This window comes from Ruegeria sp. CDSC054 (assembly GCF_059610645.1).
In genome coordinates, this window is the sequence record NZ_JBXWOA010000009.1 from 1 (window position 1) to 25825 (window position 25825).

A 25825-nucleotide genomic window follows, 5' to 3' on the forward strand; every position below is an offset into this window, starting at 1 on the left:
CTTTTGATTGGTGAGGCTGATAATATCAGGCCTCGTTTGCCCAAGGAGAGCGACCACCGCGATCACACCATGTCATTGGAATTTGTTGTAGCTAACGGCGGAATTGTCCCGCAGAGTGGTCATTCATACCGCGTGCGGCGAAAGACGGCTTCGAACCCTTTGCGGTCATTCGGCTTGACCTGACGCAAGCATTCAAGACAAGCGGCAAAGCTAGGGCCGCTCACAGGAAAAATCAGGCCGGGATACCTGCCTTTGCAAGCCCTTCAAGGTAAAGTTCCATTTGATCGTCCCGCTTCAGATAGAACAGCTTCTTTTTTGCGAATGACCGCGAGAATTTCGGCTCTTGCACCATTAAGTTATGCACCATCTTCGCCAAATCTTTGTCCCGGCCGAGATTGGCAAGCGCCACGACTGCATGCGCGGTAGCCCAGTATTGGCAATTTGGTAAATCGCGAGCCCGCTCTGCCCAGTCCAGAGCTTTCTCGAACTGGTGATCGAAAAGCAGAGTCAGCGCGCCATAACTCAGAAAAGCCCAAAGCTGCGGATGGTTGGGGCTCATCTCCACGGCTTTCTCGAAATTAGCAATCGCCTCTTCGTATCGTCCCTCATAGGAAAGTGAGTCTCCCAATCCGCAATATGCTGGGGCCAGCGTCGGGTTCAATTTGATTGCGGTTTCATTCTCAGCCAGCGCGCTGCGGTATTCCCGGCGGGCCAATTGGACTCTGCCCATCAGCATGTAGAGCAGCGCATTCTGGTTATCCATTGAAACGGCGGTGCGAGCGGCAGCCAGCGCTTTGTCCATAAGGGCAGAATCCGGTTCCGTGTCCCAATACACCATCCCGAGAATCGTGGCATAGGCCCACCAAGCATGTGCCTCGGGAAATCTGGGGTCCAGTTCGCGACTTTGGAGAAACAACCTCTGAGCTTCACGGTTGCTTACGGCAGTAAACTTGTAAAAGTGCGCAAGCCCATGATGATAGCAGTCCCAGGCATGGGGGTTTCGGCGCGGCGAATCTTCTAACTTGCGCCGGATCGCATTTCCGACCTCGGGCTCCAGTCTGCCAACAATTGTTTCCGTGATCTCGTCCTGAACATCGAAGATGTCTTCCAACTGACGGTCATATTTTTCCGCCCACACGTGGTTGCCAGTCGATGCGTCAATCAGCTGAACCGTGACTCGAATACGCGCACCCGCTTTCCTGACCGAGCCTTCGACAACGTAGTCGGCGTCCAAGTCATCGGCGAGCTGCCGAACATTCGGGGATTTTCCCTTGTAGGCAAAGGTCGTGTTGCGCGCGACGACCTCGAGCCAGTGGTGTTTCGACAGAGCAGTAATTATGTCTTCGGACAACCCGTCCGAAAAATATTCCTGTTCGGGGTCGCCTGAAATGTTGTCAAATGGCAATACGGCGATTGCAGTTCCGTCAGGGGACCCAGGCGGTTCAAAATCATCAAGCGGATCTACAGACTCGGCGTTCCCCCACCACCAGACTGGCACCGGTCGATCAATGTTCTTAAGCTCACGGTTTTCTCCGCCTTGGAACGCGCAAGCCGTTTTGCTGTCCAGGCATTCATAGGCGGAGCCGGAGATAAGAACCTGCCCGGCTTCGGCAAGCGCTTCCAAACGAGCGGCGACGTTAACGCCGTTACCAAAGACATCATCCTCCTCGAAAACGACTTCACCTGTGTGTATCCCAATTCTCAACTTCAGCGTATTCTCGCTGGCCAAAGAGTTCTGAATGGCGACAGCACAGGTCACAGCGTCAGAGACTGATGGAAACTCGACTATCCAACCATCCCCCATGCATTTCACTAAATTGCCGCGATGCGCGACTACAGAAGGGTCAAAAAGCCCAGATCGAAGCTCTCGCAACGCGCTGAGCGTTCCGCTTTGATCCGAGTTCATAAGGCGGGAATACCCAACCAGATCGGCTGCTAGTATGGCGGTCAGCCTGCGTTTCAGAGGTCATCCTCCTCCGAGCAAAGTGCAATTATCAAAGATTATCATGCGCAGGCTTGGAAAGAAACCGAAGGGCGACTTCGTCCGCAAGACGGCCGCCGGATGAGTAAAGTTGCACCGAAGGCATGAGCAAGGCCATTGGATGTCACAGTCGTGCCAAAGAGCATTAGCAGCGCAACAGCAGCGCTACTGGCCCACGCGTAACAAGCTGAATTGGAAGGACTGAGAGCTTCCCCAGGGAGTATAGTGTGTGTGCTTCCGATGCGTGACCAGAGAAATACGATCGCCTAATACCTCGCATAGCCCCTCTGGATCATAGCGAACGATTGGCAAACCGCTGCACTTCTCCGGACCGTCGAGCGCAAACGTTGCGATAATCGCATGGCTACCTGGGAGAAGGCAGCGGTACAACTGGTCCCGGTAGGCGGAACGGTCGTCCGCATCGACAAGGAAATGAAATACGGCGCGATCGTGCCATAGATCATAGCTTCTCTCCGGGCTCCAGGTTGTGACATCGGCTGCGATCCATTCAATCTGCTCGCCTACGGTGCCAAGTTGTCCACGAGATCGATCAAGCGCAGCTTTGGATAAATCGAGCACAGAAACGTCGCTCAGCCCTCTTTCGATCAGGCGTTCTGCGAAGCGTGAAGTGCCTCCGCCTATGTCTATCACGGAGGAGGCATTATCGACGCCGACCACGTCGCAGAGCTCCAACGAGATCGAGGGATCATCCTGATGCCAACTCAGCTGGGTATCGTCTTTCTCGCGGTAGACCTCCTCCCAGTGGCTCACTCTCTCGTCTGCCATGGTGTCTCCACTAAAGCCCTTCAGATGGTGATCATGTAACTTTGGTTCAATGACTGCAATGTCCGCATAGCGGTCATTGACGATGCAATCGGCTGATGGTTGCTTTCACCAAAACCGGCCATTCGTACAAAGCGCAACGAACGACGGCTTCCAGCCTAAAGTTACAATTAAGTAGTAACGGTGACGTTTTGGGTTTCACCGGGCCGATCGTTTGATCGTTCTGGTCTCGATTCTAAAGTTTTCTTGGGGGCCACAGGTGATCAGGTCGCGTTGAATTCGACACAAGTACGCTGGTTGCGCTCACACCTGTTACGGCATTAGAAGCCCGGCTGCAATGAGGGGCGTAGAGTGACGGCGGGTAGGTATCGGTGATTCCTCGTTAACTGACAGCAATCTTAGATCGAGCGTGCCTTTCAAGCACTAAATAATATCGCGATCTTGGTTTCAATAATTGCCTTGACGTGACATGAACTAAGCTAACGGTATCCGCGCAAAGCCTTTGTTTGTAGAAGAAAGGAACGACTCATGACCTCAGCCAAACCAAATGTTGGCGCGCAAATCGAGCAAATGAGTTTTTTTAGGCTGGGGTCTGAGGGCAAGGTTACGATCGGTCAACAAAAAGACCGCTGGACCATGTTGTTTGTTTATCGAGGCAAGCATTGTCCTCGCTGCAAGCGCTTCTTGAACAAGTTGAATGCGGCGCTGTCAGCATGGGCTGACGTTATGGACGTTATCGTTGTCTCTGCCGACACCAAAGAAAAAGCTGCGGCGGACAAAGCAGAATTTGGCTGGGATTTTGATCTTTGTTATGGAATGACCGAAGCGCAAATGCGCTCGCTTGGTCTTTTTGTGTCATCACCTCTGTCTGATGCAGAAACTACAGGTCTATTCGCCGAACCTGGTGCGTTTGGTATCCGTCCGAACGGGACGCTGATGTTGGTCGATATCTCAAACGGCCCAGCAGCACGCCCCGATTTGGAAGAGCTTTTGGACGGCATGAAATTCAATATTGATAATGACCGTCCGGAACGAGGAACGGCCTGAGACCAACAGATCGCATGGCCTCGGTTACTCAAAGTAGCCTGGGTGCGTCTTGTGAATGAAGTCGATGGTTTCGTCGAGGCGGGACAGGTGTGTTCTGACAGCGGCTTGCGCTTGATCATGGTCTCCTGCCGCCATGGCCTGTGCAATCTCTCGGTGATCGGCGAGGATGGCGTCTGCGGCACTGCCCTTTTCAAGACTGAGCATACAAAGCCGGTCAACCTTTTGCTTGGATTCTAGCATTACATCAAATGCCATCGGATTGCCGCTGAGCACGTAGATCAGTTTGTGAAAATCATAGTCCAGCGCGTGAAACGCCGATAGATCACCGTCACTGATCGCCTGCTCTTGTAAGGCGAGATTTTCCGCAAGTTTTGCTTCACGTGTTGCGTCCCAGACTTCCATTGCTCGATGGACGATCTCCAGCTCCACCGCCATTCGAACCAATCGAGCGAGAGCCACACGCTCCATAGAAAACCCTCGAACTACGGTCGCCTTTTGTGGTCGTATTAAGAGCAGATCTTCGTTGCCGAGCCTTGTGAATGCGTTGCGAACCGGTTGGCGTGATACGCCGAATCGGCTGGCTACCTCTGTTTCGGATAGCTTTGTACCGGGAAGAATTTCAAGCGAAACGATCTCGTCGTGTAGCGCTTCATAGACCGCATCGGTTGTGGTTCGTCTGACAATTTCTTCCACGGTATGTTGCTTGCGCCCTCTGTCTTAGTCACGTTTCAAATTACAGATCCACTGTTATGGCATTGAAACAAATAGAATATTCTATTTTGTTTTGCTTGAGTGAACCAATGTAGGCCTGTCACCTATCAAATGCCCTGCGCTTTCGACTGTCAAGCAATCTGACATACTAAAAGCCTACAGTTGACATAACTTGGATACTAGTGTCCCTTTAAGGGCAGCAGCGATTCTGGTTCTTGGGGGAAATCGAAAGCTACGTGGCTTACGGTCTCTGAAATTCCATGAAAGCCAAATCCTGTCCAAAAATAACCGGGGAGGAGAACCCATGACTTTCACGAAATCGTTCTTTGCGACTGCGACCGCTGTGGCATTCATTGCAACGTCAGTTTCAGCTGACACCTGGCGTGCCTGGAATATCCACAACGACGGCCATCCCAACACGGCTGCAATGGACAAGTTTGCCGAACTGGTTGACGCCGCTACAGACGGCGAAGTTACCGTCGATGTGTTCCACGGTGGTGTTCTTGGTTCCCAACCGGATGCCCTAGAACAGGTTCGTATCGGCGCAATCGAGGTTGGTAACTTCAACCTCGGTCCCATTGGCCCAATGGTGAAAGAAGCTAACCTTGTATCGCTTCCTTTCATCTTCAAAGATGTGCCGCACATGTTCCGCGTGCTGGACGGCGACGCCGGTGAGGTTGTTTCAGCTGCGATGGGTGAAGCAGGTGTTCTGCCACTGGCATGGTTCGATGCCGGTGCGCGTTCTTTCTACAGCCAAAAGCCGATCAACACGCCCGCAGATGTCGAAGGTCTGAAAATCCGTGTGATGAACAACGATCTTTATACATCTATGATTTCAGCTATGGGCGGTAACCCGTCTCCAATGGCATTCTCCGAAGTTCAGCAAGCGCTGAAAACCGGCGTTGTTGATGGTGCGGAGAACAACTTCCCGTCGTTCAAGAATGTCGGTCACTATGAAGTGACCACAAATTATTCTTTGTCCGAACACCTGATTATCCCCGAGTGCATCTGCGTGAACACGACCAAATTCAATGCGCTGTCTCCTGAATTGCAAGCCGCTGTGCGCGGTGCCGCAGAAGAAGCCGCATTGGTCCAGCGTGAGCTTTGGGCAATAGGTTCTGAACAAGCGCGTAAAGATGTTGAAGCGGCCGGCATCACCGTAAATGAAATCGCCGACAAAGGCCCATTCCAGTCCGCAATGGATTCGGTTTATGCAGACTACTTGGCTGCAAATCCTGATATGAAAGCGTTGGTAGAAATGGCGCAAGCCACTGAATAAGTTGTCTTAACAGTTCAACTTTGAGCGCCCGGCTCCGCCAATTGGATGCCGGGCGTTTTGTCTCAGAGGAAATCCAATGCAAGAGCCCGATACCTCCCCTGCCGCCATGCGCAACATGGACAGGATTCTTGATCTGCTCGCACGAGTTTGCATGTTGCTGTCTGGCGTCGCCATTGTGGTTATGACTGCGATCTTTGCCTGGCTGGTGTTCGGGCGCTACGTTCTGAACAACACGCCCACTTGGGTTGAGCAGGTTTCACTGCTTTTGGTTATGGTCATCGCGTTTCTCGGAGCGGCTGCGGGTGTGCACAATCACACGCACCTCTCTGTTGTCGTGTTCCGCAATTTAGTCCCACCCTCTGTGCGAACGGTTTTCGTCGTGCTCACTGATGTCCTGATGGCAGGTTTCGGTGGCATGATGTTTTGGTACGGGATCGAGCTGACAATATTCAAATGGAACACCCTGATCCCGCTAATCCAATGGTCAGAGGGCTTGCGCTCCTTGCCACTGACAATCAGCGGCGCGTTGGTGTTCCTTTTTTCCACTGGCCATCTGATCCGCCTGTTTCTGGGCCGAGACGAACGCCAAGACAACATAGATCAGGGATAGTCATGGGACTCATGATTCTGTTGGGGGTTTTTGCCCTATGTGTCATCATCGGCGCTCCAGTGGCATACGCCCTTGGTATCGCTGCATTGGCTTCCTTTTGGTTTGAAGGATTGCCGATGTTTGTTGGGTTCCAGCGTATCGTGTCCGGGATCAACGTCTTTTCCCTAATGGCGATCCCGTTTTTTATCTTTGCAGGCGAGCTGATGTTTCACGGTGGAATCGCGATCCGGTTGGTTCGGTTTGCGCAGGCCGCCGTAGGCGCTGTTCGCGGTGGGCTTGGTATCGTCAATGTCTTCTCGTCCATGTTGTTTGGTGGCATTTCCGGATCGGCAATTGCAGATATCTCGGCTCTTGGGTCAATCCTGATCCCGGTGATGAAAGACAAAGGTTATGATGCTGACTATGCGGTGAACGTCACAGTGACATCATCAATTGCCGGGATCATCATCCCTCCCAGCCACAACATGATCATCTTTGCCCTTGCAACAGGCGGTGCAGTTTCAATCTCAAAACTGTTCCTGGCCGGAGTTGTGCCCGGTGTCCTTATGTGTTGCTGCCTTGCGATTGCCGCCTATGTCGTGGCGGTCAAGCGCGGCTATCAGGCCGAACAGTTTCCGGGTTGGACCGCACTGGCCATCGCCTTTGTTGGATCGATCCCTGGCTTGTTGACGGCCGTGATCATTGTTGGAGGGGTCTTGTCAGGCGTCTTTACGGTCACTGAATCCGGCGCGTTCGGGGCAATGTATGCCTTTGTGGTGACGCTTATTGTCTATCGCAGCCTGTCCTGGGAAAACTTCAAAACCGCCGTTATCTCTTCGGTGCGCACAACGTCTATGGTGATGATCCTGATCGCCTGTGCCGGTGCCTTTGCCTATATGCTGACGTTCAACCGGGTGCCGACAAAAACAGTCGAATTCCTGTTGGGTATCACAGAAAACCCGATCCTGATCTTGTTGATGATCAACGCTGTGCTGTTGCTCTTAGGGATGATCATGGACATGGCCGCGTTGATCCTGATCTGCACACCGATTTTCCTGCCGGTGATGAACATGCTGGGCATCGACCCGCTACAGTTCGGCATGATCCTTTTGGTGAACCTCGGTCTTGGTCTTTGCACACCACCTGTCGGGACCTGTCTCTTTGTGGGGTGTGCTGTTGGAAAACTACCGATGGAGAAAGCGGTCAAAACGATTTGGCCTTTCTACCTCGCCATCTTTGCCGCGCTCATGCTGATCACTTTTGTACCGGCAATATCGCTGACACTGCCGAACTTGATCATTGGTCCCTAAATCAAAGGAGAATGAGGCGATGCTGACACTAAGACGCCTGGACATAGATGACGCGGGCAAGTTGATCGCAGGAGCGCGAGCCAAGGCGCAGGAAATTGGTGTACCGATGTGTATTGCCGTCACAGACGAAAGCGGCAACCTCATCGCGTTTGAGCGGATGGATGGTGGCAAGATTACCAGCATCATTTTGGCCATCGACAAGAGTTTCACTGCAACCGGTATCCAAAAAGGAACCGATGCTCTTGGTGAAGCAAATCAGCCTGGCATGGCCGCACACGGAATATCCTCAACGCTGGGCGGACGAATGGTGACCGTTGCAGGTGGCCTTCCCGTGACGGTCGACGGACAGGTGGTTGGGGGGATTGGTGTCAGCTCGGGTTCGCCAGCTCAGGATCTCGAAGTTGCACAGGCAGGGGTCACGGCACTCTGCGAAGCCTAATTGGAAAGAGTTTAAGGAGTCAGATATGACAAAACCCGTCATCGGTTTCATCGGCCTCGGTCTTATGGGCGGTAACATGGCAGAGTGCCTGCAAAACAACAGTTTTGATCTGGTTGTTATGGGTCGGAACAAGGAAGCCGTCGCAGCCACAGTCAACCGCGGTGCTGTAGAGGTTACAACGCCACGAGAGCTTGCTGAAAACAGCGATATCGTGATGCTTTGTGTAACAACATCGGATGTCGTCGAGAGCCTGATCTACGGCGATGACGGCATCCTGGCAGGCATCAAAGATGGTGCTGTGGTCATTGACTTTGGTACCTCGATCCCAGCGTCCACACGCAAAATCGGCACAGACTTGGCCGCAAAAGGTGCTGGTATGATTGATGCGCCGCTGGGACGCACACCCGCGCACGCCAAGGATGGTTTGCTGAACATTATGGCAGCGGGCGATATAGCCACCTTTGAGAAGGTGAAACCTGTCCTGGATGCACTGGGGGAAAATGTCTTTCACCTCGGCGAGCTGGGTGCGGGCCATGTGACCAAGCTCATCAACAATTATATGGGCATGACGACAGCTTGCACCATGAGCCAAGCCTTTGCTGTGGCTGAACGCTCAGGTGTAAACAAACAGCAGCTTTTTGACATCATGTCAGCTGGACCGTCCAATTCCCCTTTTATGCACTTTTGTAAGAACTACGCGGTGGATGGTGTCAGCGATTTGGGGTTTTCGATTAACAACGCCAACAAGGATCTTGGTTACTTCCTGAAGCTGGCCGAGGACGTGGGCACTCGTGCCGAGATCGCTGAAGGAACCGCGAACAACCTTCAGGCAGCCGCGGACGCAGGCATGGGCGACGGCAACGTGCCGGAAATCTTCGACTATTTTGCCAAGCTTTAGCGTCAGATCCATCAGTCACGCATAGCAGCACCAATTGAACGGGAAAAGCAACCATGAAACTTCAGGGAAAGACCGCAATTGTCACGGGTGGTGGCCGCGATATCGGGCGCGCCTGCGCTGTCAAACTCGCCTCCGAAGGGGTGAATGTCGCGGTGAACTACTTCGCCAGTAGTGCCGGCGCCGAGGAAACCGTAGCCGAGATCAAAAAGATCGGTGGACAGGCGTTTGCAATGCAAGGCGACCTGAACAAACCCGAAGAGGTCGATGCGTTGATCGCCAAGACGGTCGATACCTATGGCAGCCTGGACATTCTGGTGAACAATGCCGGAGGTTTGATCGCGCGCAAGAAAATCGCCGAGATGTCGCTTGAGCATTGGCAGGCTGTCATGGATCTCAACCTGACCAGCACGTTTCTTATGGTCAAAGCGGCACTGCTGCATATGAAATCCGGGGCCATTGTAAACATCGCCAGTCAGGCGGGTCGCGACGGTGGTGGCCCGGGTGCGTCGGCTTATGCAACGTCAAAAGGCGGGGTCATGACGCTCACCCGTGGTCTTGCAAAAGAACTGGGTCCTGATATCCGTGTCAACGCAATCTGCCCAGGCATGATCGACACGGATTTCCATAACATACATACTCCCGATGCAGGCCGTCGGGGGCTAGAAGCTGCTGCGCCGCTCAAGCGGCAAGGCCAGTCTCAGGACGTTGCGAACCTCGTGACGTTTCTGGCAAGCGAGGACTCGGCTTATCTGACCGGGACCAATGTTGATATCAATGGTGGGATGCTGTTCTCGTGATCGCAGCAGCACAGTTGGCGTAAGTGTCAAACGCTACTGTTCGTCAACCTTCAAAGTACTGGACACCGGACTATGCGTATTCTCTCGATTGGTGAATGTATGGCCGAAATGGCCCCTACTGACGCGCCAAGCACGTATCAGATGGGGTTCGCCGGAGACACGTTCAATACAGCTTGGTATCTGGCCCAACTCACTCCCGAAACGCCCTTGTCCTATTTTACCGCCGTCGGAGACGACGCCATCTCGTCCCGGATGCTGGGTGCCATGCGCGAAAGTGGGGTGGATACCCAGCAGGTGCGGATCGTGCGAAACCGTTCTGTGGGGTTGTATCTTATCACGCTGGACAACGGGGAGCGCAGTTTCACCTATTGGCGTGGTCAGTCAGCCGCACGTCTGTTGGCGCAAGACAAGCAAGCACTCGCCCATGCCATGACGCAATCAGATCTCATCTATTTCTCGGGTATCACTCTGGCAATCTTGGACCCTGAAGGGCGCGCCGCCTTGCTCGACGCTGCTCGGTCGGCGCGGCGCGATGGAAAACGGATTGCCTTTGATCCCAATCTACGCCCGCATCTTTGGGACAGCCCGTCCGAGATGACCGATACTATCATGCAGGCGGCGGCCGTTAGCGATATCGCCTTGCCATCGTTCGAGGACGAGGCACGTTGGTTCAGCGACATGGACCCTGCGGCCACTTTGCGGCGCTATGCAAGCGCGGGTGCGGAAACGATCGTTGTCAAGAATGGCGCAGAAACGGTCCTTTATCGTAGCGGTGACGCAGAGGGCTCTGTCCATGTTCCGCCTCTGGCTTCGGTTGTGGATACGACTGCTGCCGGTGACAGTTTCAACGCTGGCATTCTGGCGGGGCTGGCAGCAGATACACCCTTGCCAGACAGCATAGCGCTGGCGTGCAAACTGGCAGGGCATGTCGTGCAAGGCAAAGGTGCCCTTGTTCCCATCAACCAAAGCCTGCTCGACAGTTGCCCACAGCCTTAGCAGAAGGATCCAGCCCATGCCGAACCCTCAGCCTGCCAAAACGATCAAACTGCATCCCGATACGCTTGATCGCTTGTCAAAGGTCAGCACGGCAACCGTGGCCACGCTGCTTTACAAACGCGGTTACCAAAACGCCTATGTTCAAGGCGTTGCCCCATTGGGCAAGGGCAAGTCCACTCTTGTCGGCCCGGCCTTTACGCTGCGCTACATTCCGACGCGACCTGATACCGACCCAATCGAGGCGTTTCGTGAGCCAGATCACCCGCAGCGCGTGGCCGTGGAGACATGTCCGGAAGGCGCGGTATTGGTCATGGATTGTCGGCAGGATGCCTCGGCGGCCTCGGCCGGTTCGATCCTTTTGACGCGACTGGAAATGCGCGGAGCAGCGGGCGTCGTCACGGATGGTGGCATTCGCGATGCCGACGGTGCCGCCGCACTAGAGATGCCAGTGTTTGCTGCCAAACCGTCTGCCCCAACCAACCTTACGAAACATCATGCGGTTGATGTCGGATTGCCAATCGGGTGTGGCGGTGTGGCGGTCTATCCTGGTGACATCGTTCTGGGTGACAGCGATGGTGTCATGATTATCCCACGTCACCTTGCCGATGACATTGCGATCGAGGCAGGCCCAATGGAGCTGTTCGAACGCTTTGTTCTGGAAGAGGTACGAAAAAACACCCCCGTAATCGGACTTTATCCTGCAACCGACCCAGACGTTCTTGAACGATTTAAGGTCTGGCGCGCACGGCTCTCTGACTGATGAGTGAATCGCTGCCATGTAGGTTTTGTCAGAAGAACTTGCCTTGGGGCGGGCAGGGGGCATTCTTAGCCTTTGTGGATGGAAAGACGATCACCATTTAAATGCTTCAAAACCAGTCCCGAGATCATCCGCCTTGCGGTGATGCTGTACATCCGTTTCCCGCTCTCGCTTAGGAATGTCGAAGATCTGGTGCACGAGCGAGGCATCGACGTGAGCCACGAAACTGTTCGATTTCGGTGGCACAGGTTTGGCCCGATGTTTGCTGCTGATATAAGGCGGAAGCGTGTTCAGCTGCTGCGCGCGTTCTCCAACTGGAAGTGGCACGTTGACGAGATTTTTCGTGAAGGTAAATGGCAAGCGGCATTATATTTGGCGGGCCGTTTATCAGGAAGGCGAGGTACTGGAAGCTGTTGTCACCAAGCGCCGAAAAAAAGCTGCAGCATTGAAATTCCTTGAGAAATTGATGAAGCGACACGGCAAAGCGGAAACCATCGTCACGGATCGCTTTGCCTCATACAGAGCCGCTCTCAGAGAACTGGGCGCGCTTGAAAAACAACAGACGGGCAGGTGGCTCAACAACCGCGTCGAGAATTCGCACCTGCCGTTTCGACGACGCGAACGCGTAATGCAGCGGTTCAGGCGGGTGCGAAGTTTACAGACATTCGCCTCCGTCCATTCCTCCGTCTACAACCACTTTAACAAGGCGCGATCTCACCAGCAGAGATACATTCAAGCTGACCCGCGCCGCCGCCCTTAGTGAGTGGCGTCAACTTTGTTCCGGATAGGTTCGCTGTTTCCGCGGCAAACTGAGGCTAGTTCGAATTAGTCGGAAAACATCTAGGGAAATCCGTTTTCGGTCGGGCGGGCAACGCGACGCCATTTTTTGCGCCAGAAATCGGATCAATGACGGACGACGCTGCAGCTTAGGTTAAGAATTGCGTCCCTCGCGTGCTGATCCGATGCCAAGGATCAGGTCGGCGCATCGTTCGCCAAGCATCATGGCAGGTGCGTTTGTGTTGCCGGCGTTGATGTCAGGCACTGCGGACATGTCGCAAACCCGTAAACGCTCGATCCCGCGCACACGCATTCTGGCGTCCAGCACTGCCATTCCGTCGCCGTCCCGGCCCATTTTGGCAGTGCCCGCCGGGTGATAGTTGGTTTTTACGAATCTCTTACAATGTGCTCGCAGCGTCTGTTCGTCGTCCGCTATCGGAATGACGATTTCGCGGATCCTTTGTGCAAGCGGGCCGGACGTGAATGCCTGGCGAAAGAACCGCTGTCCCCGGATCATCTCTTGCATGTCGTCTTCATGCTTCAGAAGGTTGGGCGAGACCACAGGCATGGCGAGAGGATCGTTCGAACGAAGCTGAACCTCTCCGCGTGATTTCGGTTTGACCACGACGGTCGTAACGGTCAGGCCAAAGTCATCCTGCACCTCGTCCAGCGCGTCGCGATCCAGATATACGATGGGAACGCAAAAGGCTTGGATGGTTGGTTCTCCATCAGGAGCCGACGGATTGACGAACGCGCCGGCTTCGACCCCGGCCGAAGTTACCGGGCCGCTGCCGAACAGTTTGAACTGGATGCCGTTTCGAAGCATCCGCCAGCCCTGACCTTGTTTGAAATATCCGTATGGACCGTTGGCAAATGCGGTGATGGGAACTTCGGGGTGATCCATCAGGTTCTGACCGACCCCGGGCAGTGGGCAGACCACGGGAATACCGTGTTCGGCAAGATGTGCATCCGGTCCGATACCCGACAGCATTAGGACTTTTGGCGTGACCAGAGCGCCCGCCGCAAGGACAACCTCACCATCACACTGGACGGTGTGGAACCCGCGTTTGTCGCGATACTGCACACCGACAGCCCTGTCGTTTTCGACAATGACTTTGCTGACCGTTGCTCCAAGCCGGATGATCAAATTAGAGTTTTTCTCGAGAGGGTCGAGGAAAGCATAAGCTGACGAGCTGCGCTTTCCGGCGCGATTGGTGAATTGATAGAAGCCGACACCGCGCTGTGTTGCGCCGTTGAAGTCAGTGTTGAATGGTTCGCCAAGGGCCTGCACCGACTGAACGAACCAACGGGACATTTCGTCGATATGCCCCGGATCCGAGACCTGCAGCGGACCGTTGCTGCCATGCAGGTCATTGTGAAGTCTGTTGTTGTCTTCCATCCTGCGGAAATAGGGCAGCACATCGTCCCATCCCCAACCAACCCTGTCGTTGGTATTTCGGAGTAGGTCGTTCCAAGCGTCATAATCGGAAGGGCGACCGCGCATATAGACCTGCGCATTCACGGACGACCCGCCGCCAAGTACGTTGGCCTGCGGAATGTCATGCACGCGGCCGTCAAGGTGGTCCTGCGGTTCGGTCTGGTGATAGGTCATGAACTTGGACCCGTTGATCATCTTGAAGATACCCGGCGGCATGTCCAGCAACGGATGGCGGTGCGAATGCCCGGCCTCCAGCAACAGAACCCTGCACTTGCCCTGGTTGACTAGTCGCGCTGCAGCTGCGGCGCCGGCAGAGCCGCCGCCGATGACGATGTGATCGAAGGTTTCCGTCATGATTTCGCCTTCAGGTCCGGCGTTTGGGTTCGCTGATCGAGTCGCGCTCGACCAGTTCGCATTCAAGCTTCACGAGTGGGTGCCTCTGACCATCCGTCGGCCCGTGGAATAGCTGTTCGACGACCCAGCGTCCCATCGCCCGGGTGGGAAGGATCATCGAGGTCAGAGGCGGCGACAGGTGTCGCGCGGTTTCGTCATCGTCAAATCCGATGACCGAGATGTCCTCGGGGATTGACAGGCCAAGTTCCTTGAGTGCCTCATAGCAACCGATTGCCATGCGGTCATTCTGACAGAAAATGGCGGTTGGCGGAGAGGGCAGGTCCATCAATTCACGCGTGGCGGCATATCCGGCGCTGGGCAACCAATTGCCTTCGACAACCAAGTCCTCGTCGAACGGAATGTCGGCGGAAGCCAAGGCGTTTCTGTACCCGGTCGTTCGTCCAGCGGCGCATTCCATGAACGGCTCGCCGGTGATAGTGGCGATCCGTTTGTGCCCGGCCTTGATCAGAGCGTTGGTCGCCGTATGTCCAGCAGCGACTTCGCCCGGGATCACCGAAGGAAAAGAGAGGTCGTCGCAAAAGCAGTTCAGCAGCAGAACCGGGGTTGCGGTCTGCGTGAGGATTTTCGGAACGACCACCCGCCGGGTGAAAACGGTTGCGTAAATGATGCCCGCAACCTGTTGGTCGAGGAAATACCGGAGCGTATTGGGCTCGACCTCGGGGTCGTTTTGGGTTTCTGCCAGCAATACAAGATTTCCTGTGTCCCGAACGGCCTGTTTCACGCCGTTAAACGCGTTTACCATTTCGGGGCTCGACGCCAGATCGTCCACGACAAAAGCGATGGTGTCGTCTAGTACCGAGGGTCGGCGCGCGCTGTCTTGGGGCTTCCTGAGTTGAGAGGGCATGGCGTATCCAAGCGTGTTGGCGGCATCTAGGACTCGTTGCTTTGTGTCCTCGGAGATTTTGACGGAATCGTTCTTGTTCAGAACCAGCGATACTGTCGTTTGTGAGCATCCGGCGACGCGTGCAATGTCGTGCATCGTTATGCGCTGCCGGCCCGCGACTCGTCCTACTCCCCTGTGTTGCCTGGCCTTGTTCGCTTGATCGTTCATCGTTCAACCTTTTTGTTCGTATCCTTTTTATCGACAATGCGGAGGACGTGCAACTAATATTAGTGGATAGTAATTAATATTAGTGTTGACGAAATAATATTATTAGTGTTTTGATGGGTGATGCGGTCGCCATTGTGGTTTGACCGAGTAAGCGCGGGAGGCGAAATTGCGGTCTGTAGTAGGGGAGCTGGGTCCAGTCGTTCGGCATTCGATGTTCATCGATGGCCGCTTTGTCGACTTTGACGCGGACACGGTTGTTGTCGAAAACCCTGCAAATGAAGAGATCGTTGCGCTGGTTCCAGATGGCGCCGCCGCTCACGCGGATGCGTCGGTCGAGGCGGCACATCGGGCTTTTGGCTCGTGGTCCTCGCGCCCGGCGATCGAGCGGGCTCGGCTGGTCCTGAGGCTCGCTGAGGCCGTCCGGGTCGACGCCGGTCGTTTGGCTGCTCTGATAACCGCCGAGCAGGGCAAGCCGATCTCGCAAGCCCGAGGTGAAGTGGATGCTGCCGTCACCTTTCTTTGCCATGCGGCTGAAGAGGCCCGGAGGATTTCGGGTGACATAGTTGCATCGGACAACGAGTCCGAGGAAATCCAGATCCGGCGTCATCCTTATGGCGTTGTTGTTGCGTTGACGGCCTGGAACTATCCGTTGGCATTGGCCGCCAGGAAGGTCGGACCCGCGCTGGTCGCGGGCAACACCGTTGTTCTGTTGGGGCACGAAATCACGCCGCTGTCCGGTCTTGCGGTCGCCGAGCTTGCCAACAAGGTCGGGTTTCCGCCTGGTGTTCTTAATGTTCTGACAGGCAAGGGGCCGGTGGTAGGGCAGCGGTTGGTCGAACACCCCGATACTTCACTGATTACAATGACCGGCAGCACACGCGCCGGGAAAGAGATTTTTCGCGCTGCGGCCAACCGGATCAAGGTTGTCCGGCTCGAGCTTGGCGGTAAGGCTCCGTTCATCGTGATGGAGGATGCGGATATTGACGCCGCCGTTTCGGCCGCCATTGCCGCCCGGTTTGCCAATTGCGGCCAGATTTGCACCTGCAACGAGCGTATGTATCTGCATCGCGGCATTGCGGATCAGTTCCTGGAAAAATTTGTGTCCGCGGCCCGCGCTTTGTCGATCGGGGATCCGATGGACGACTGCGATTTGGGTCCCAAAGTCAGCAAGGCCGAAGTGACCAAGGTCGCCGAGATCATCCAGCGCAGCATCGCCGAAGGCGCCACGGTTCATCTTGCAGGCGGGCCCCTGACAGACGGGGCGCACCATAAGGGGCACTGGATGTCCCCGACGGTTCTTGAGGTCTCAGACAACGGCAATGCCGCGATGCAAGAGGAGGTCTTTGGCCCCGTGGCGACAGCAATGCGAGTCGATGATTTTGATCAGGCGATAGACGCAGCGAATGACACATCATTCGGGCTGTCTGCCTATCTCTTTACGGCATCGCACCGGCGATTGATGGAGGCCCCGAGCCGCTTGAAGTTCGGCGAATTGTACCTGAACCGCTCCAATGGCGAGGCCGTGCAGGGATTTCATACCGGTTGGGGTATTTCCGGGGTTGGGGGTGAAGACGGCGCTTATGGCTTCGATGGCTATCTGAGGAAACAGACGACTTACATGAATTGGGCATGACCTAAAACTCGCGGTCAAAACGGAGGCGACCGCACCAATGGAGGAGGAATAACCATGAAACGCAGAACTCTTTTGATCTCGACGGTTGTCGCGGGTGCGCTGTTGGGCACGACTGCGATAGCGCAGGATCTGCCACAGCTTGAGCAGAAGGAGCGCTACAAAGTCGGCTTTGCGCAGATGGAGTCGAACAATCCGTGGCGTATTGCCGAGACCAAATCGTTCCATGACACGGCCGAGGCCTGCGGCTGGGACCTTATCGCGACGGATGCAGCTGGATCAGCGGCCAAGCAGGTAGCAGATGTGGACAGCATGATCGCACAAGGCATCGACGTTCTGTTTCTGCCTCCAAGGGAAGAAAAGCCACTGATTCCGGCCGTTATGAAAGCACGCGCTGCCGGCATTCCGACTTTTCTCGTGGACCGCTCGGTTGATCCGGCCGTCGCCAAGCCAGGCGAGCATTTCGTAGCATTCCTAGGATCGGACTTCATTGATCAGGGCAACCGGGCCGCGCAATGGCTGATGGACAATTTTGACGGCGACCAGGGCGTTATCGTCCAGTTGGAGGGCACAACTGGTTCTTCACCTGCAAATGACCGTAAAAAGGGTTTCGACGACGCGATCGCAGCGGACGACCGCTTTGAGATCGTGGCTTCTCAGACCGGTGACTTTGCGCGCGATCTGGGTCGTCAGGTGATGGAAACCCTGCTGCAGGCGCACCCCGACGTGAACGTGGTCTACGCCCACAATGACGAGATGGCGATCGGCGCGATCCAGGCTCTGGAACTGGCCGGCCGCAAGCCAGGCGAGGACGTGACCATCGTTTCGATTGATGGAACGCGTGATGCGCTTCAGGCAATTATCGATGGCAAGATGGGTGTGACCGTAGAAAGCTCACCCTTCTTTGGCCCATTGGCTTGTGATGTCATGAAGAAGTATGCGGCGGGCGAGCAGATCCCTGAGTGGGTAAAGGTCGAAGACCGGATCTTTACGCAAGACAACGCCGCTGATCACATCGACGAAGCCTATTGATTCTCCCTGGTGGGTGGTGCTGGCTGAGTGTCAGCGCTGCCCGCAAGCAATTGGAGTACGAGATATCATGAACGCGCTCGTTTCGATGTCGGGGATCGACAAGTCTTTTGCTGAGGTTCCAGCACTCAGCCAGGCCAGTCTGGAAATAGCACCCGGCGAAGTTCACGCACTCATCGGGCAGAACGGTGCCGGCAAATCGACGATGATCAAGGTCCTGACCGGAGTTTACGGCCGGGATGCCGGTGACGTCTATCTGACGGGCGCGCCAAGCCGCATTTCTACCCCGCGCGAAGCGCAGAAATACGGAATTGCCACAATCTATCAAGAGCTCAACCTGGTGCCGCTGCGGTCAGTGACCGAGAACATCATCATGGGGTACGAGCCCAAACGCCTGGGCTTTCTGGTCGACTGGCGCGAGGGTAACAGGCGCGCACGCGAGGTTCTTGCGCGCTTTGGCATAGATATCGACGTAACCGAGCCTCTGGGGAATTTCTCGACTGCGATCCAGCAGTTGGTCGCGATAGCGCGAGCGGTGTCGCTGGACGCGAAGCTGGTCATTATGGACGAGCCGACGTCGTCGCTTGATGCCAGCGAGGTCGAGGTTTTGTTCGGTGTGGTGCGCGAGTTGAAGAAACAGGGCGTGTCCGTTCTGTATGTCTCGCATTTCCTTGATGAGCTGTTCCAGATCTGCGATCGGGTCACAACGATGCGAGACGGGCGCACTGTCAGCACTCGCAATGTCCAGGACACGACCAAGCTGGAAATGATCGCGGACATGCTGGGCCGCAACAAGGACGAGATTGCGGCAGACGGATTGACGGACTTCGCCGGCGCCAAAGCTAAGAAAGGCGATATCGTTCTGCGGGCCGACTCTGTTTCGACTGGCCCACGACTGACGCATTTTGACCTCACACTCCACCGCGGGGAAATTGTTGGGCTGGGCGGGCTGCTGGGCTCTGGCCGGACCGAGGCGGCGCGGGCCTTGTTCGGAGTGGACGGAGCACGCAGCGGCGCAATCGAGATACACGGTGCGGTCGGGCAACCGTCCGGACCGGGTGAAGCGATAGCAAACGGGGTCGGCTTTCTGACCGAAGATCGCAAGGCCGAAGGGATTATTCCCGACATGTCCGTGCGTGAGAACATAACGTTGGCCCTGTTGCCGAAACTAGCCAGCCGTGGTCAGATCGATTTTGCCCGCGAGCGCGAGATCGTTCAGGCCTTCATCGACGATCTGGGCATCAAGGCGGCGCATATGGACCAACCCATTCGCGAGTTGTCCGGCGGCAACCAGCAGAAGGTGCTGCTTGCCCGTTGGCTGGCGACGCAGCCCGACATCCTGATACTCGATGAGCCGACCCGAGGCGTGGATGTCGGCGCCAAGCGAGAGATCCAATCGTTCATTCGGTCTTACGTTGAGAAGGGGTTTGGCGTGGTCCTCATCAGTTCAGAATTCGAAGAACTGGTAGAAGGCGCCGACCGCATCGTGGTCATGCACGAGGGGCGCTCGGTCAAGGAACTGACCAACCCCGGGATTACCGAGAACATACTGGTGCGCGCGCTTGCGCATCATGAAGGAGGATCTAGTTCATGGACCGAGCAATGAAGTTGCCGCAACGGGTCGCCTCAATGCCCTTCCGCTTTCACGGCGGCATCGCCGCGTTGGTCGCCTTATTGGTGTTCAACGCGTTTTTCACCCCCAATTTCCTGCAACTGCAAACATTGTTCGTGAATATCAGCCAGGTTGCCACGATCGCCATCGTGGCCATGGGCATGACGCTGGTGATCGCCACGGGTGGTATCGATCTTTCGGTCGGTGCGGTCATGGCACTGGCGGGGGCAGTTGCTCCGCTGATTTTCCTGTCGGATCTGGGCGCTGCCTATCCGATGCTGGGCGTCACTTTGGCCATTGTCCTACCGCTGTTTATCGCCGGGCTATGCGGGGTGTTCAACGGTGTGATGGTTGCCGTGTTGAATGTGCAACCCATTATTGCGACGCTCATTCTCTTTATCTCGGGTCGCGGTATTGCCCAAGTCTTGACGAACGGGAACCTGCAGACGTTTTCCAACCCTTCATTCAGTTATCTTGGAACCGGCAAAGTGCTTGGCTTGCCGTTCCAAGGGTGGCTGGCGCTGGTCATTGCCTGTGTTCTGTTTTGGGTTATCACCAGAACCACTTGGGGTCGTTACCTGCTGGCTATCGGCGGCAATGAACGCGCGGCCTATCTGTCGGGCGGTCCCGTCCGGCGGGTCAAGATTGGGGCCTATGTCATCTGCGCCGTGCTTGCGGGTCTGGCGGGGCTGATCGTCGTTGCTATCAACTCGGCTTCGGACGCGGCGCGCAACGGTAATCTTATGGAGCTTGATGCCATCGCGGCCGCGGTTGTTGGCGGGGCTCTTTTGCAAGGCGGGCGGGCGCCGATCTTTGGTGCCATACTGGGAGCCGTCATCATCCAATTGGTCAAATATACGTTGTTGGCCAACGGGGTAGAGGACGAAGTTGCACTAATCGCCAAAGCCGTCATCATTATCCTGGCCGTTTGGGTCCAGCAATTCCGGAGGGCATGATTGGTGTTGGATGAAACGGCTTTTGACCTGCGAAAATACCTTCGGCGCAATTCGGCTTCGGTGACGGTGTGGATCGCACTGCTGACTTTGATCCTGTTTGGGCTGATGCGCTATGACAACTTTGGAAGCGCCTACAATTTCTCGTCTTTCCTGAATTACAACGCGATGTTCATTGCGATCGCGCTGGGCATGTGCTTCGTGATCATGACCGGCGGGATTGATTTGTCGGTCGGATCCGTGGCGGCCTTTACTTCGGTTGTTGCGGCCTATCTCAGCCCCTACGGGATTCAGGTTGCGCTGCCGGGGGCCGTTCTTGCCGGCGTTGGCTTCGGAGCGATCAACGCCTTTTGCATAATCATCCTTCGGATCCCGCCCTTCATCGCCACACTGGCAACCATGCTAGCCGCCAAAGGCGGCGCATTGGTAATTTCAGGCGCCCAGACAATTTCGGTCGATTGGGGGTCGAACTTCACCAAGCTTGGCATGGGGCAGGCGTTTGGCCTGTTTCCTTGGGCAATCGTCATCGTAGCCGGATTGACGCTGGTACTTTGGCTGGTGCTGGAAAGGACAACCATCGGGCGGACCGTCTTGGCGATCGGTGGCAGCGAGGATGCCTCGAACCTAATGGGCCTGAAAGTCAATCGCGCCAAGGCTTTCGTCTACCTGCTGTCAGGGGGCTGCGCGGGGGTGGCTGGCGTCTTTCTGGCCTCGGGTTTTGGAGCCGGACAACCCCTTGAGGGCATTGGTTGGGAATTGTCGGCCATCGCGTCCGTCGTTGTGGGCGGTACCTTGTTGACGGGTGGGATGGGTTCGATCCCTGCGACGGTTGCCGGAGCGCTTTTGCTGGGTTTGGTTTTCAACGTTCTGAACTTTGAAAACGGTCAGGGCACCATCAGTTTCAGTGCCTATTGGCAGATGGTCATACGTGGAGGCTTTCTTTTTGCGGTCATCCTTTTACAGTCTCGAGTTATTGCCAGGCAGCAGAAGGTTTTGGGTTCGTGAATCGCATAAAAAGTGTTTCAGCGCGGCTGTTCAACGTCCCGCTAGCAGAGGTCCTGGTCGATGCCAAACATGGGGATCACACGTTCTTTCAATTGATCACCGTCACCATTCAAACGACGGATGGGGTCGAGGGGGTTGGGTATACCTATACGGGCGGCAAGGGCGGTCATGCCATTCTGGCGATGATCCAGCATGACCTAGCGCCGTTCCTGGTTGAGCAAGACGCCGAACAGATCGAAAGCCTGTACGATGCCATGCAGTGGCATGTGCACTACGTTGCACGGGGCGGGATCGCCTCGTTCGCTATCTCGGCCGTGGATATTGCCCTTTGGGACATTCGTGGCAGAACGCAGAATGCACCACTGTGGCAAATGGCTGGTGGAGCGTCCAAACGGTGCAAGGCCTATGCCGGCGGGATCGACCTGAATTTCTCGTTGGAGAAACTGCTGCGGCAGACCGAAGGCTACCTTGCGCGTGGGTTCAACGCGGTCAAGATCAAGGTTGGGCAACCGGATCTGGCCGACGATCTTGCACGTGCCCGGGCAGTGCGCGAGATGCTGGGGCCGGACCGGTTCTTCATGGTCGATGCGAATTACTCCATGAGCGTCGAGCAGGCCATCGAGGCCGCCCAAGGGTTCGCCGACTGCGATATCCTGTGGTTCGAGGAGCCGACAATTCCAGACGATTACAAAGGCTATGGCCGAATTGCCGAAGCCACGGGCGTTCCCCTTGCCATGGGTGAAAACCTGCACACGATTCACGAATTCGAGTACGCCTTCGAAGACGCAAAGCTGAGTTTCATTCAGCCCGATGCCTCAAACTGTGGCGGGATTACCGGCTGGTTGCGCGTGGCCGCGCTAAGCGCCCAGCACGGCATTCCGGTTTGTAGCCATGGTATGCAGGAGCTGCACGTCAGCCTTGTTTCTGCGCAACCCAATGCGGGTTGGCTGGAAGTACACTCATTCCCGATAGACCAGTACACGACCCGTCCGCTTGTCGTGGAAGACTGCCTGGCCGTGGCCCCGGATACGCCGGGGACCGGAGTGGAATTCGACTGGGACAAACTGAATGCGGAACACAGGGAGATGCATACATGACGACCCAGACGATCTCTGCGGCGTACTACAGGGGCAACAAGAGCTTTGCCGTGGAACAGGCCAAGGCGACGGCTCCGGGCTCCGGCGAGGCCGCCATTCGCGTTGCGTATTGCGGGATTTGCGGGACGGATATCCACGTCTACCACGGCAACATGGATGCCCGTGTCGGTCTGAACCGGGTAATCGGGCACGAGATGTCCGGTGTCGTCGAAGCGGTGGGCGAGGGCGTCGATACGGTAAAACCCGGCCAGAAGGTCGTGGTCCGACCGCTGGATCACTGCGGAGAATGCCCGGCCTGCAAACGGGGGCATCAGCATATCTGTCAGAACCTCAAGTTTCTCGGCCTCGATACCGATGGTGCCATGCAAGAGATCTGGACCGTTCCGGCCCACACCTTGCACGTTCTACCGGATGACTTGCGCATGGATCACGCGGCGCTGATCGAGCCGGTCGCCGTTGCCTGCCACGATGTGCGCTTGTCTGGCCTGCAACCTGGCGAGGACGTCGTCGTCATCGGCGGCGGCCCGATCGGCATCCTGGTTGCCATGGTTGCGCGGGACGCGGGCGGAAACGTCGTGATTTCCGAAGTGAACCCAAACCGCTTGGCCATTGCCGAAAAGCTTGGTTTTGACACGATCAACCCAATCGAAACCGATCTGGTGGCCACGATCAACGGGCGCACGGGCGACAAAGGGGCGGATGTAGTTTTCGAGGTATCAGGAACGCAGCCCGGTGTTGATGCGATGACCGCCGTTGCCGCGACGCGGGCTCGGATCGTGATGGTCGCGATCCATGCCCAAAAGCCTCATATCGACCTTTTCCAATTCTTCTGGCGAGAGCTGCAACTGATCGGTGCTCGGGTCTATGAGCCGGAGGATTACGAGAAGGCGATCGCAGTTGTCGCCTCGGGCGGAGTGGACGCGGATGTTGTGATTACCGACGTCAGCCCTCTGTCAGACATTCAGGCTGCGTTCGAAGCACTGGATCGCAGCCCAACCGCAATGAAAAGCCTGATCGAAGTAGGACCGCGTTCATGAGTGTTTTGCAAAGTTTCGACCTGACGGGAAAGACAGCGCTTGTGACCGGGTGCAAACGCGGCATCGGGCGCGGCATGGCCGAGGCATTGGCATCGGCCGGAGCTGATATCATCGGAGTGTCGGCCTCGCTCGAGCTGTCCGGGTCGGATGTCGAAAAAGCCGTTACGGCGATGGGACGCAGTTTCCGGGCTTACCAATGCGACTTCTCGGATCGCGCTGCGCTGCATGCGTTCAATGATCAGTTGAGGGCCGACGGACAAACTCCTGATATCCTTGTCAACAATGCCGGCACGATCAAGCGAAAACCCGCCGCTGAACACCCGGACGACTGGTGGGACGAAGTGATCGAGGTAAACCTGTCCTCGCAGTTCGTTCTGACTCGCGAGATCGGTAAGGACATGCTGGCGCGCGGCTCGGGCAAGATCATCTTCACCGCGTCGCTGCTGACGTTTCAGGGCGGCATCACCGTTCCCGGATATGCGGCCTCGAAAGGTGGGATTGGACAGCTGACCAAGGCCTTGGCCAATGAATGGGCCGGGCAGGGTGTGAACGTGAATGCAATCGCCCCCGGCTACATCGCGACCGACAATACCCAAGCTTTGCAGGACGATCCGGTTCGGTCGAAGTCGATTCTGGAACGAACACCCCAGGGCCGTTGGGGTACGCCTGGTGATTTTGCCGGACCCGTGGTTTTTCTGGCTTCTGCAGCGTCGGACTACGTCAACGGTGAAATCCTTGTTGTCGACGGGGGCTGGATGGGGCGGTAACACCGTCAACGCGCCACGAGACCCAAGGCATCACGTCCCGATGTAGTGCACCTTCAATCGCCGCGTCTTGGGTGCCTCGCGGTGTTCGAACAGGTACAGGCTTTGTACGCGGCCCAGCGGAAGTTGCCCCTGTTCGACCGGGATGGACACCTGCGTTTGCGTCACCAGCGCGCGCAGATGCGATGGCGCGTTGTCGTCTTCGGTCGGGCGGTGGTGATATTTGCCTGGTGACTTGGGGACCAGTTCTTCGAAGAACGTCTCGATATCCTTGACCACCTCGGGATCGGCATTGGCCTGTACCAACAGCGCGGCACCTGTATGGACACACCAGAGGGTCAGTAGGCCCGAGCCAAATCCATGTTCAGACACCGTACGCTGAACCACCCCGCTGATGTCGGTGAGGGATTTGCCGGGCGTTTCAATGGACAACTCAAAAAACTCTTGCTTCATCCATCAGATCCTTTCCTTGATCTTGCGCGAATCCGCCCAGCTTTCCGCACCCCATTCGGCATTCAACTTTGAGGCTTAAGTATTTAATTTGTAACACGCTAGAGCTTTCATTCATGCAAACAGGCCTTTGAACCTGTCTATGCACAGACGAAACCCATCTTCGAAATTTCCGTTGCCGGGATGATAAACGCTTTCGAAGGAAATCACGCCATCATAGCCGTCGGATCTGAGCGCGTCCGCGATGGGATGGAACAGAGGCGCAAGCTGACCTTCCCCCATGCGGCGCACTTCCAGCGTTGCCCGTGGCGTGTCGACCTTTACGTCCTTGATGTGAATGTGCCCCAGATAGCCGCCGCGCAGTTCTTCGTAACCGTCCGGGTATGCCAGTTCATGGCACCAGCAATTGTTTCCGGGGTCCCAAAGAATTTTCAACGCATCCTTTGCATCCAACTCGTCGATCAGTCTGCGGGCTGTATAGTTGGAATTGACCAGCGTGCCGTTTCCGGTTTCTACGACAAGCGTCACGCCCTCAGCCCTGGCAAGTTCAACCGCCGGCGCGATCAGCGGCGGCATCGAGTCCCATACCCCATGCGCCACGTTCCACTTCTCGGCGCCGTTTTTTCCCCAGAGTATCTGCTCTTTTCGTTGGGTCATGATCCGAACCAGCGGAGACCCCACGATATGCGCCATGTCGATCACGCGTTTCAAGGCGTCCATGTGTCGGGTGTGCAGGTTGTCGCCGGGCCTGTTGGCAGCTGTCATCCCCGCAAAGATATGGCGCGACAGACACGACACAAGCTTGCCCCGGTCGCGCAAGAGCGCGTCGATCTCGGCAATTTCCTGCGGGGAATGGTCCCCGACCTCGGTGTCGCCCACGAACTGTAGCTCTGCATAGTCCAGGCCGAATTCGTCCATTACATCCACGGCCTGCCGCAGATCGCGGGAAATGCCGTCGCAAATCACACCTAGTTTCATGTC

General features: G+C 56.1%; 25 protein-coding genes and 1 pseudogene. 19 read left to right on the plus strand and 7 right to left on the minus strand.

Annotated features, from left to right (window positions below):
* The coding region (locus tag AC2FGC_RS16375; protein WP_496782909.1) for a hypothetical protein at positions 1–183 on the plus strand (183 nt) is incomplete at its 5' end.
* 49 nt (positions 184–232) lie between these two features.
* Here AC2FGC_RS16375 and AC2FGC_RS16380 read toward each other — a convergent pair.
* Positions 233–1963, minus strand: a complete 1731-nt coding sequence (locus AC2FGC_RS16380) for an adenylate/guanylate cyclase domain-containing protein (RefSeq protein ID WP_496722946.1) — start codon at positions 1961–1963, stop codon at positions 233–235.
* Between the two features lie 183 nt (positions 1964–2146).
* Complete coding sequence (locus tag AC2FGC_RS16385) at positions 2147–2767, minus strand: class I SAM-dependent methyltransferase (RefSeq protein WP_496721839.1); 621 nt, start codon at positions 2765–2767, stop codon at positions 2147–2149.
* Positions 2768–3292: 525 nt separating this feature from the next.
* On the opposite strand from AC2FGC_RS16385, the gene AC2FGC_RS16390 reads away from it, so the two are divergent.
* Entirely contained in the window at positions 3293–3811 is a 519-nt protein-coding gene (locus AC2FGC_RS16390) for a redoxin domain-containing protein (protein ID WP_496769812.1), read from the plus strand.
* A 24-nt stretch (positions 3812–3835) separates the two neighbouring features.
* Here the strand turns inward: AC2FGC_RS16390 and AC2FGC_RS16395 are convergent, their stop codons facing one another.
* Entirely contained in the window at positions 3836–4504 is a 669-nt protein-coding gene (locus AC2FGC_RS16395) for a GntR family transcriptional regulator (RefSeq protein WP_480793256.1), read from the minus strand.
* Between the two features lie 322 nt (positions 4505–4826).
* On the opposite strand from AC2FGC_RS16395, the gene AC2FGC_RS16400 reads away from it, so the two are divergent.
* The 9 genes and pseudogenes from AC2FGC_RS16400 to AC2FGC_RS16440 all read left to right on the plus strand — a co-directional run bounded on the left by AC2FGC_RS16400 (position 4827) and on the right by AC2FGC_RS16440 (position 12375).
* Complete coding sequence (locus tag AC2FGC_RS16400; RefSeq protein WP_496769811.1) at positions 4827–5801, plus strand: TRAP transporter substrate-binding protein; 975 nt, start codon at positions 4827–4829, stop codon at positions 5799–5801.
* A gap of 76 nt (positions 5802–5877) precedes the next feature.
* A complete protein-coding gene (locus AC2FGC_RS16405; protein ID WP_496721847.1) occupies positions 5878–6411 on the plus strand; it encodes a TRAP transporter small permease in 534 nt (177 codons plus the stop codon).
* 2 nt (positions 6412–6413) lie between these two features.
* Positions 6414–7700: a TRAP transporter large permease gene (locus AC2FGC_RS16410; protein WP_010437285.1), complete on the plus strand. Its 1287-nt coding sequence runs from the start codon at positions 6414–6416 to the stop codon at positions 7698–7700.
* A gap of 19 nt (positions 7701–7719) precedes the next feature.
* Positions 7720–8139, plus strand: coding sequence for a GlcG/HbpS family heme-binding protein (locus AC2FGC_RS16415; RefSeq protein ID WP_496721849.1), 420 nt, complete (start codon positions 7720–7722; stop codon positions 8137–8139).
* Positions 8102–9037: an NAD(P)-dependent oxidoreductase gene (locus AC2FGC_RS16420; RefSeq protein WP_496721851.1), complete on the plus strand. Its 936-nt coding sequence runs from the start codon at positions 8102–8104 to the stop codon at positions 9035–9037. Before AC2FGC_RS16415 ends, AC2FGC_RS16420 begins: the two co-directional genes overlap by 38 nt.
* 53 nt (positions 9038–9090) lie before the next feature.
* Positions 9091–9834, plus strand: a complete 744-nt coding sequence (locus AC2FGC_RS16425) for an SDR family NAD(P)-dependent oxidoreductase (protein ID WP_496721853.1) — start codon at positions 9091–9093, stop codon at positions 9832–9834.
* A gap of 72 nt (positions 9835–9906) precedes the next feature.
* Complete coding sequence (locus tag AC2FGC_RS16430) at positions 9907–10830, plus strand: sugar kinase (protein ID WP_496721855.1); 924 nt, start codon at positions 9907–9909, stop codon at positions 10828–10830.
* A 16-nt stretch (positions 10831–10846) separates the two neighbouring features.
* A complete protein-coding gene (locus tag AC2FGC_RS16435; protein WP_282120607.1) occupies positions 10847–11590 on the plus strand; it encodes a ribonuclease activity regulator RraA in 744 nt (247 codons plus the stop codon).
* A gap of 78 nt (positions 11591–11668) precedes the next feature.
* A pseudogene (locus AC2FGC_RS16440) lies at positions 11669–12375 on the plus strand (IS6 family transposase).
* A gap of 143 nt (positions 12376–12518) precedes the next feature.
* Here AC2FGC_RS16440 and AC2FGC_RS16445 read toward each other — a convergent pair.
* Together AC2FGC_RS16445 and AC2FGC_RS16450 are read right to left on the minus strand one after the other, a co-directional pair.
* Complete coding sequence (locus tag AC2FGC_RS16445) at positions 12519–14156, minus strand: GMC family oxidoreductase (RefSeq protein WP_496721857.1); 1638 nt, start codon at positions 14154–14156, stop codon at positions 12519–12521.
* Positions 14157–14166: 10 nt separating this feature from the next.
* Positions 14167–15195: a LacI family DNA-binding transcriptional regulator gene (locus AC2FGC_RS16450; protein WP_496721859.1), complete on the minus strand. Its 1029-nt coding sequence runs from the start codon at positions 15193–15195 to the stop codon at positions 14167–14169.
* A 238-nt stretch (positions 15196–15433) separates the two neighbouring features.
* Between AC2FGC_RS16450 and AC2FGC_RS16455 the strand changes: the two genes are divergently transcribed.
* From AC2FGC_RS16455 to AC2FGC_RS16490, 8 genes are all read left to right on the plus strand, one after another.
* A complete protein-coding gene (locus tag AC2FGC_RS16455) occupies positions 15434–16900 on the plus strand; it encodes an aldehyde dehydrogenase family protein (RefSeq protein WP_496721861.1) in 1467 nt (488 codons plus the stop codon).
* A 54-nt stretch (positions 16901–16954) separates the two neighbouring features.
* Positions 16955–17929, plus strand: a complete 975-nt coding sequence (locus AC2FGC_RS16460; RefSeq protein WP_496721863.1) for an ABC transporter substrate-binding protein — start codon at positions 16955–16957, stop codon at positions 17927–17929.
* A 67-nt stretch (positions 17930–17996) separates the two neighbouring features.
* Positions 17997–19532 carry a sugar ABC transporter ATP-binding protein gene (locus tag AC2FGC_RS16465; protein WP_496721865.1) on the plus strand — a complete coding sequence of 512 codons (1536 nt, stop codon included), beginning with the start codon at positions 17997–17999 and terminating at the stop codon, positions 19530–19532.
* Positions 19517–20494, plus strand: a complete 978-nt coding sequence (locus AC2FGC_RS16470) for an ABC transporter permease (protein WP_496780451.1) — start codon at positions 19517–19519, stop codon at positions 20492–20494. Before AC2FGC_RS16465 ends, AC2FGC_RS16470 begins: the two co-directional genes overlap by 16 nt.
* A 3-nt stretch (positions 20495–20497) precedes the next feature.
* Positions 20498–21496, plus strand: a complete 999-nt coding sequence (locus AC2FGC_RS16475) for an ABC transporter permease (RefSeq protein WP_200833187.1) — start codon at positions 20498–20500, stop codon at positions 21494–21496.
* Positions 21493–22593, plus strand: a complete 1101-nt coding sequence (locus AC2FGC_RS16480; protein ID WP_496721869.1) for a mandelate racemase/muconate lactonizing enzyme family protein — start codon at positions 21493–21495, stop codon at positions 22591–22593. Before AC2FGC_RS16475 ends, AC2FGC_RS16480 begins: the two co-directional genes overlap by 4 nt.
* The gene (locus tag AC2FGC_RS16485) at positions 22590–23630 is read left to right on the plus strand and encodes a zinc-dependent alcohol dehydrogenase (protein WP_496721871.1); all 1041 of its coding nucleotides are present in this window, start codon (positions 22590–22592) and stop codon (positions 23628–23630) included. The genes AC2FGC_RS16480 and AC2FGC_RS16485 overlap by 4 nt, the downstream gene beginning before the upstream one ends.
* Positions 23627–24397 (plus strand): SDR family oxidoreductase, encoded by a 771-nt coding sequence (locus AC2FGC_RS16490; protein ID WP_496721873.1) that lies wholly within the window; start codon positions 23627–23629, stop codon positions 24395–24397. Before AC2FGC_RS16485 ends, AC2FGC_RS16490 begins: the two co-directional genes overlap by 4 nt.
* 30 nt (positions 24398–24427) lie before the next feature.
* Here AC2FGC_RS16490 and AC2FGC_RS16495 read toward each other — a convergent pair whose 3' ends face one another.
* Together AC2FGC_RS16495 and AC2FGC_RS16500 are read right to left on the minus strand one after the other, a co-directional pair.
* Complete coding sequence (locus AC2FGC_RS16495) at positions 24428–24847, minus strand: secondary thiamine-phosphate synthase enzyme YjbQ (RefSeq protein ID WP_496721875.1); 420 nt, start codon at positions 24845–24847, stop codon at positions 24428–24430.
* A 111-nt stretch (positions 24848–24958) separates the two neighbouring features.
* Positions 24959–25822 (minus strand): sugar phosphate isomerase/epimerase family protein, encoded by an 864-nt coding sequence (locus tag AC2FGC_RS16500; protein ID WP_496721877.1) that lies wholly within the window; start codon positions 25820–25822, stop codon positions 24959–24961.
* Positions 25823–25825: the final 3 nt, after the last annotated feature.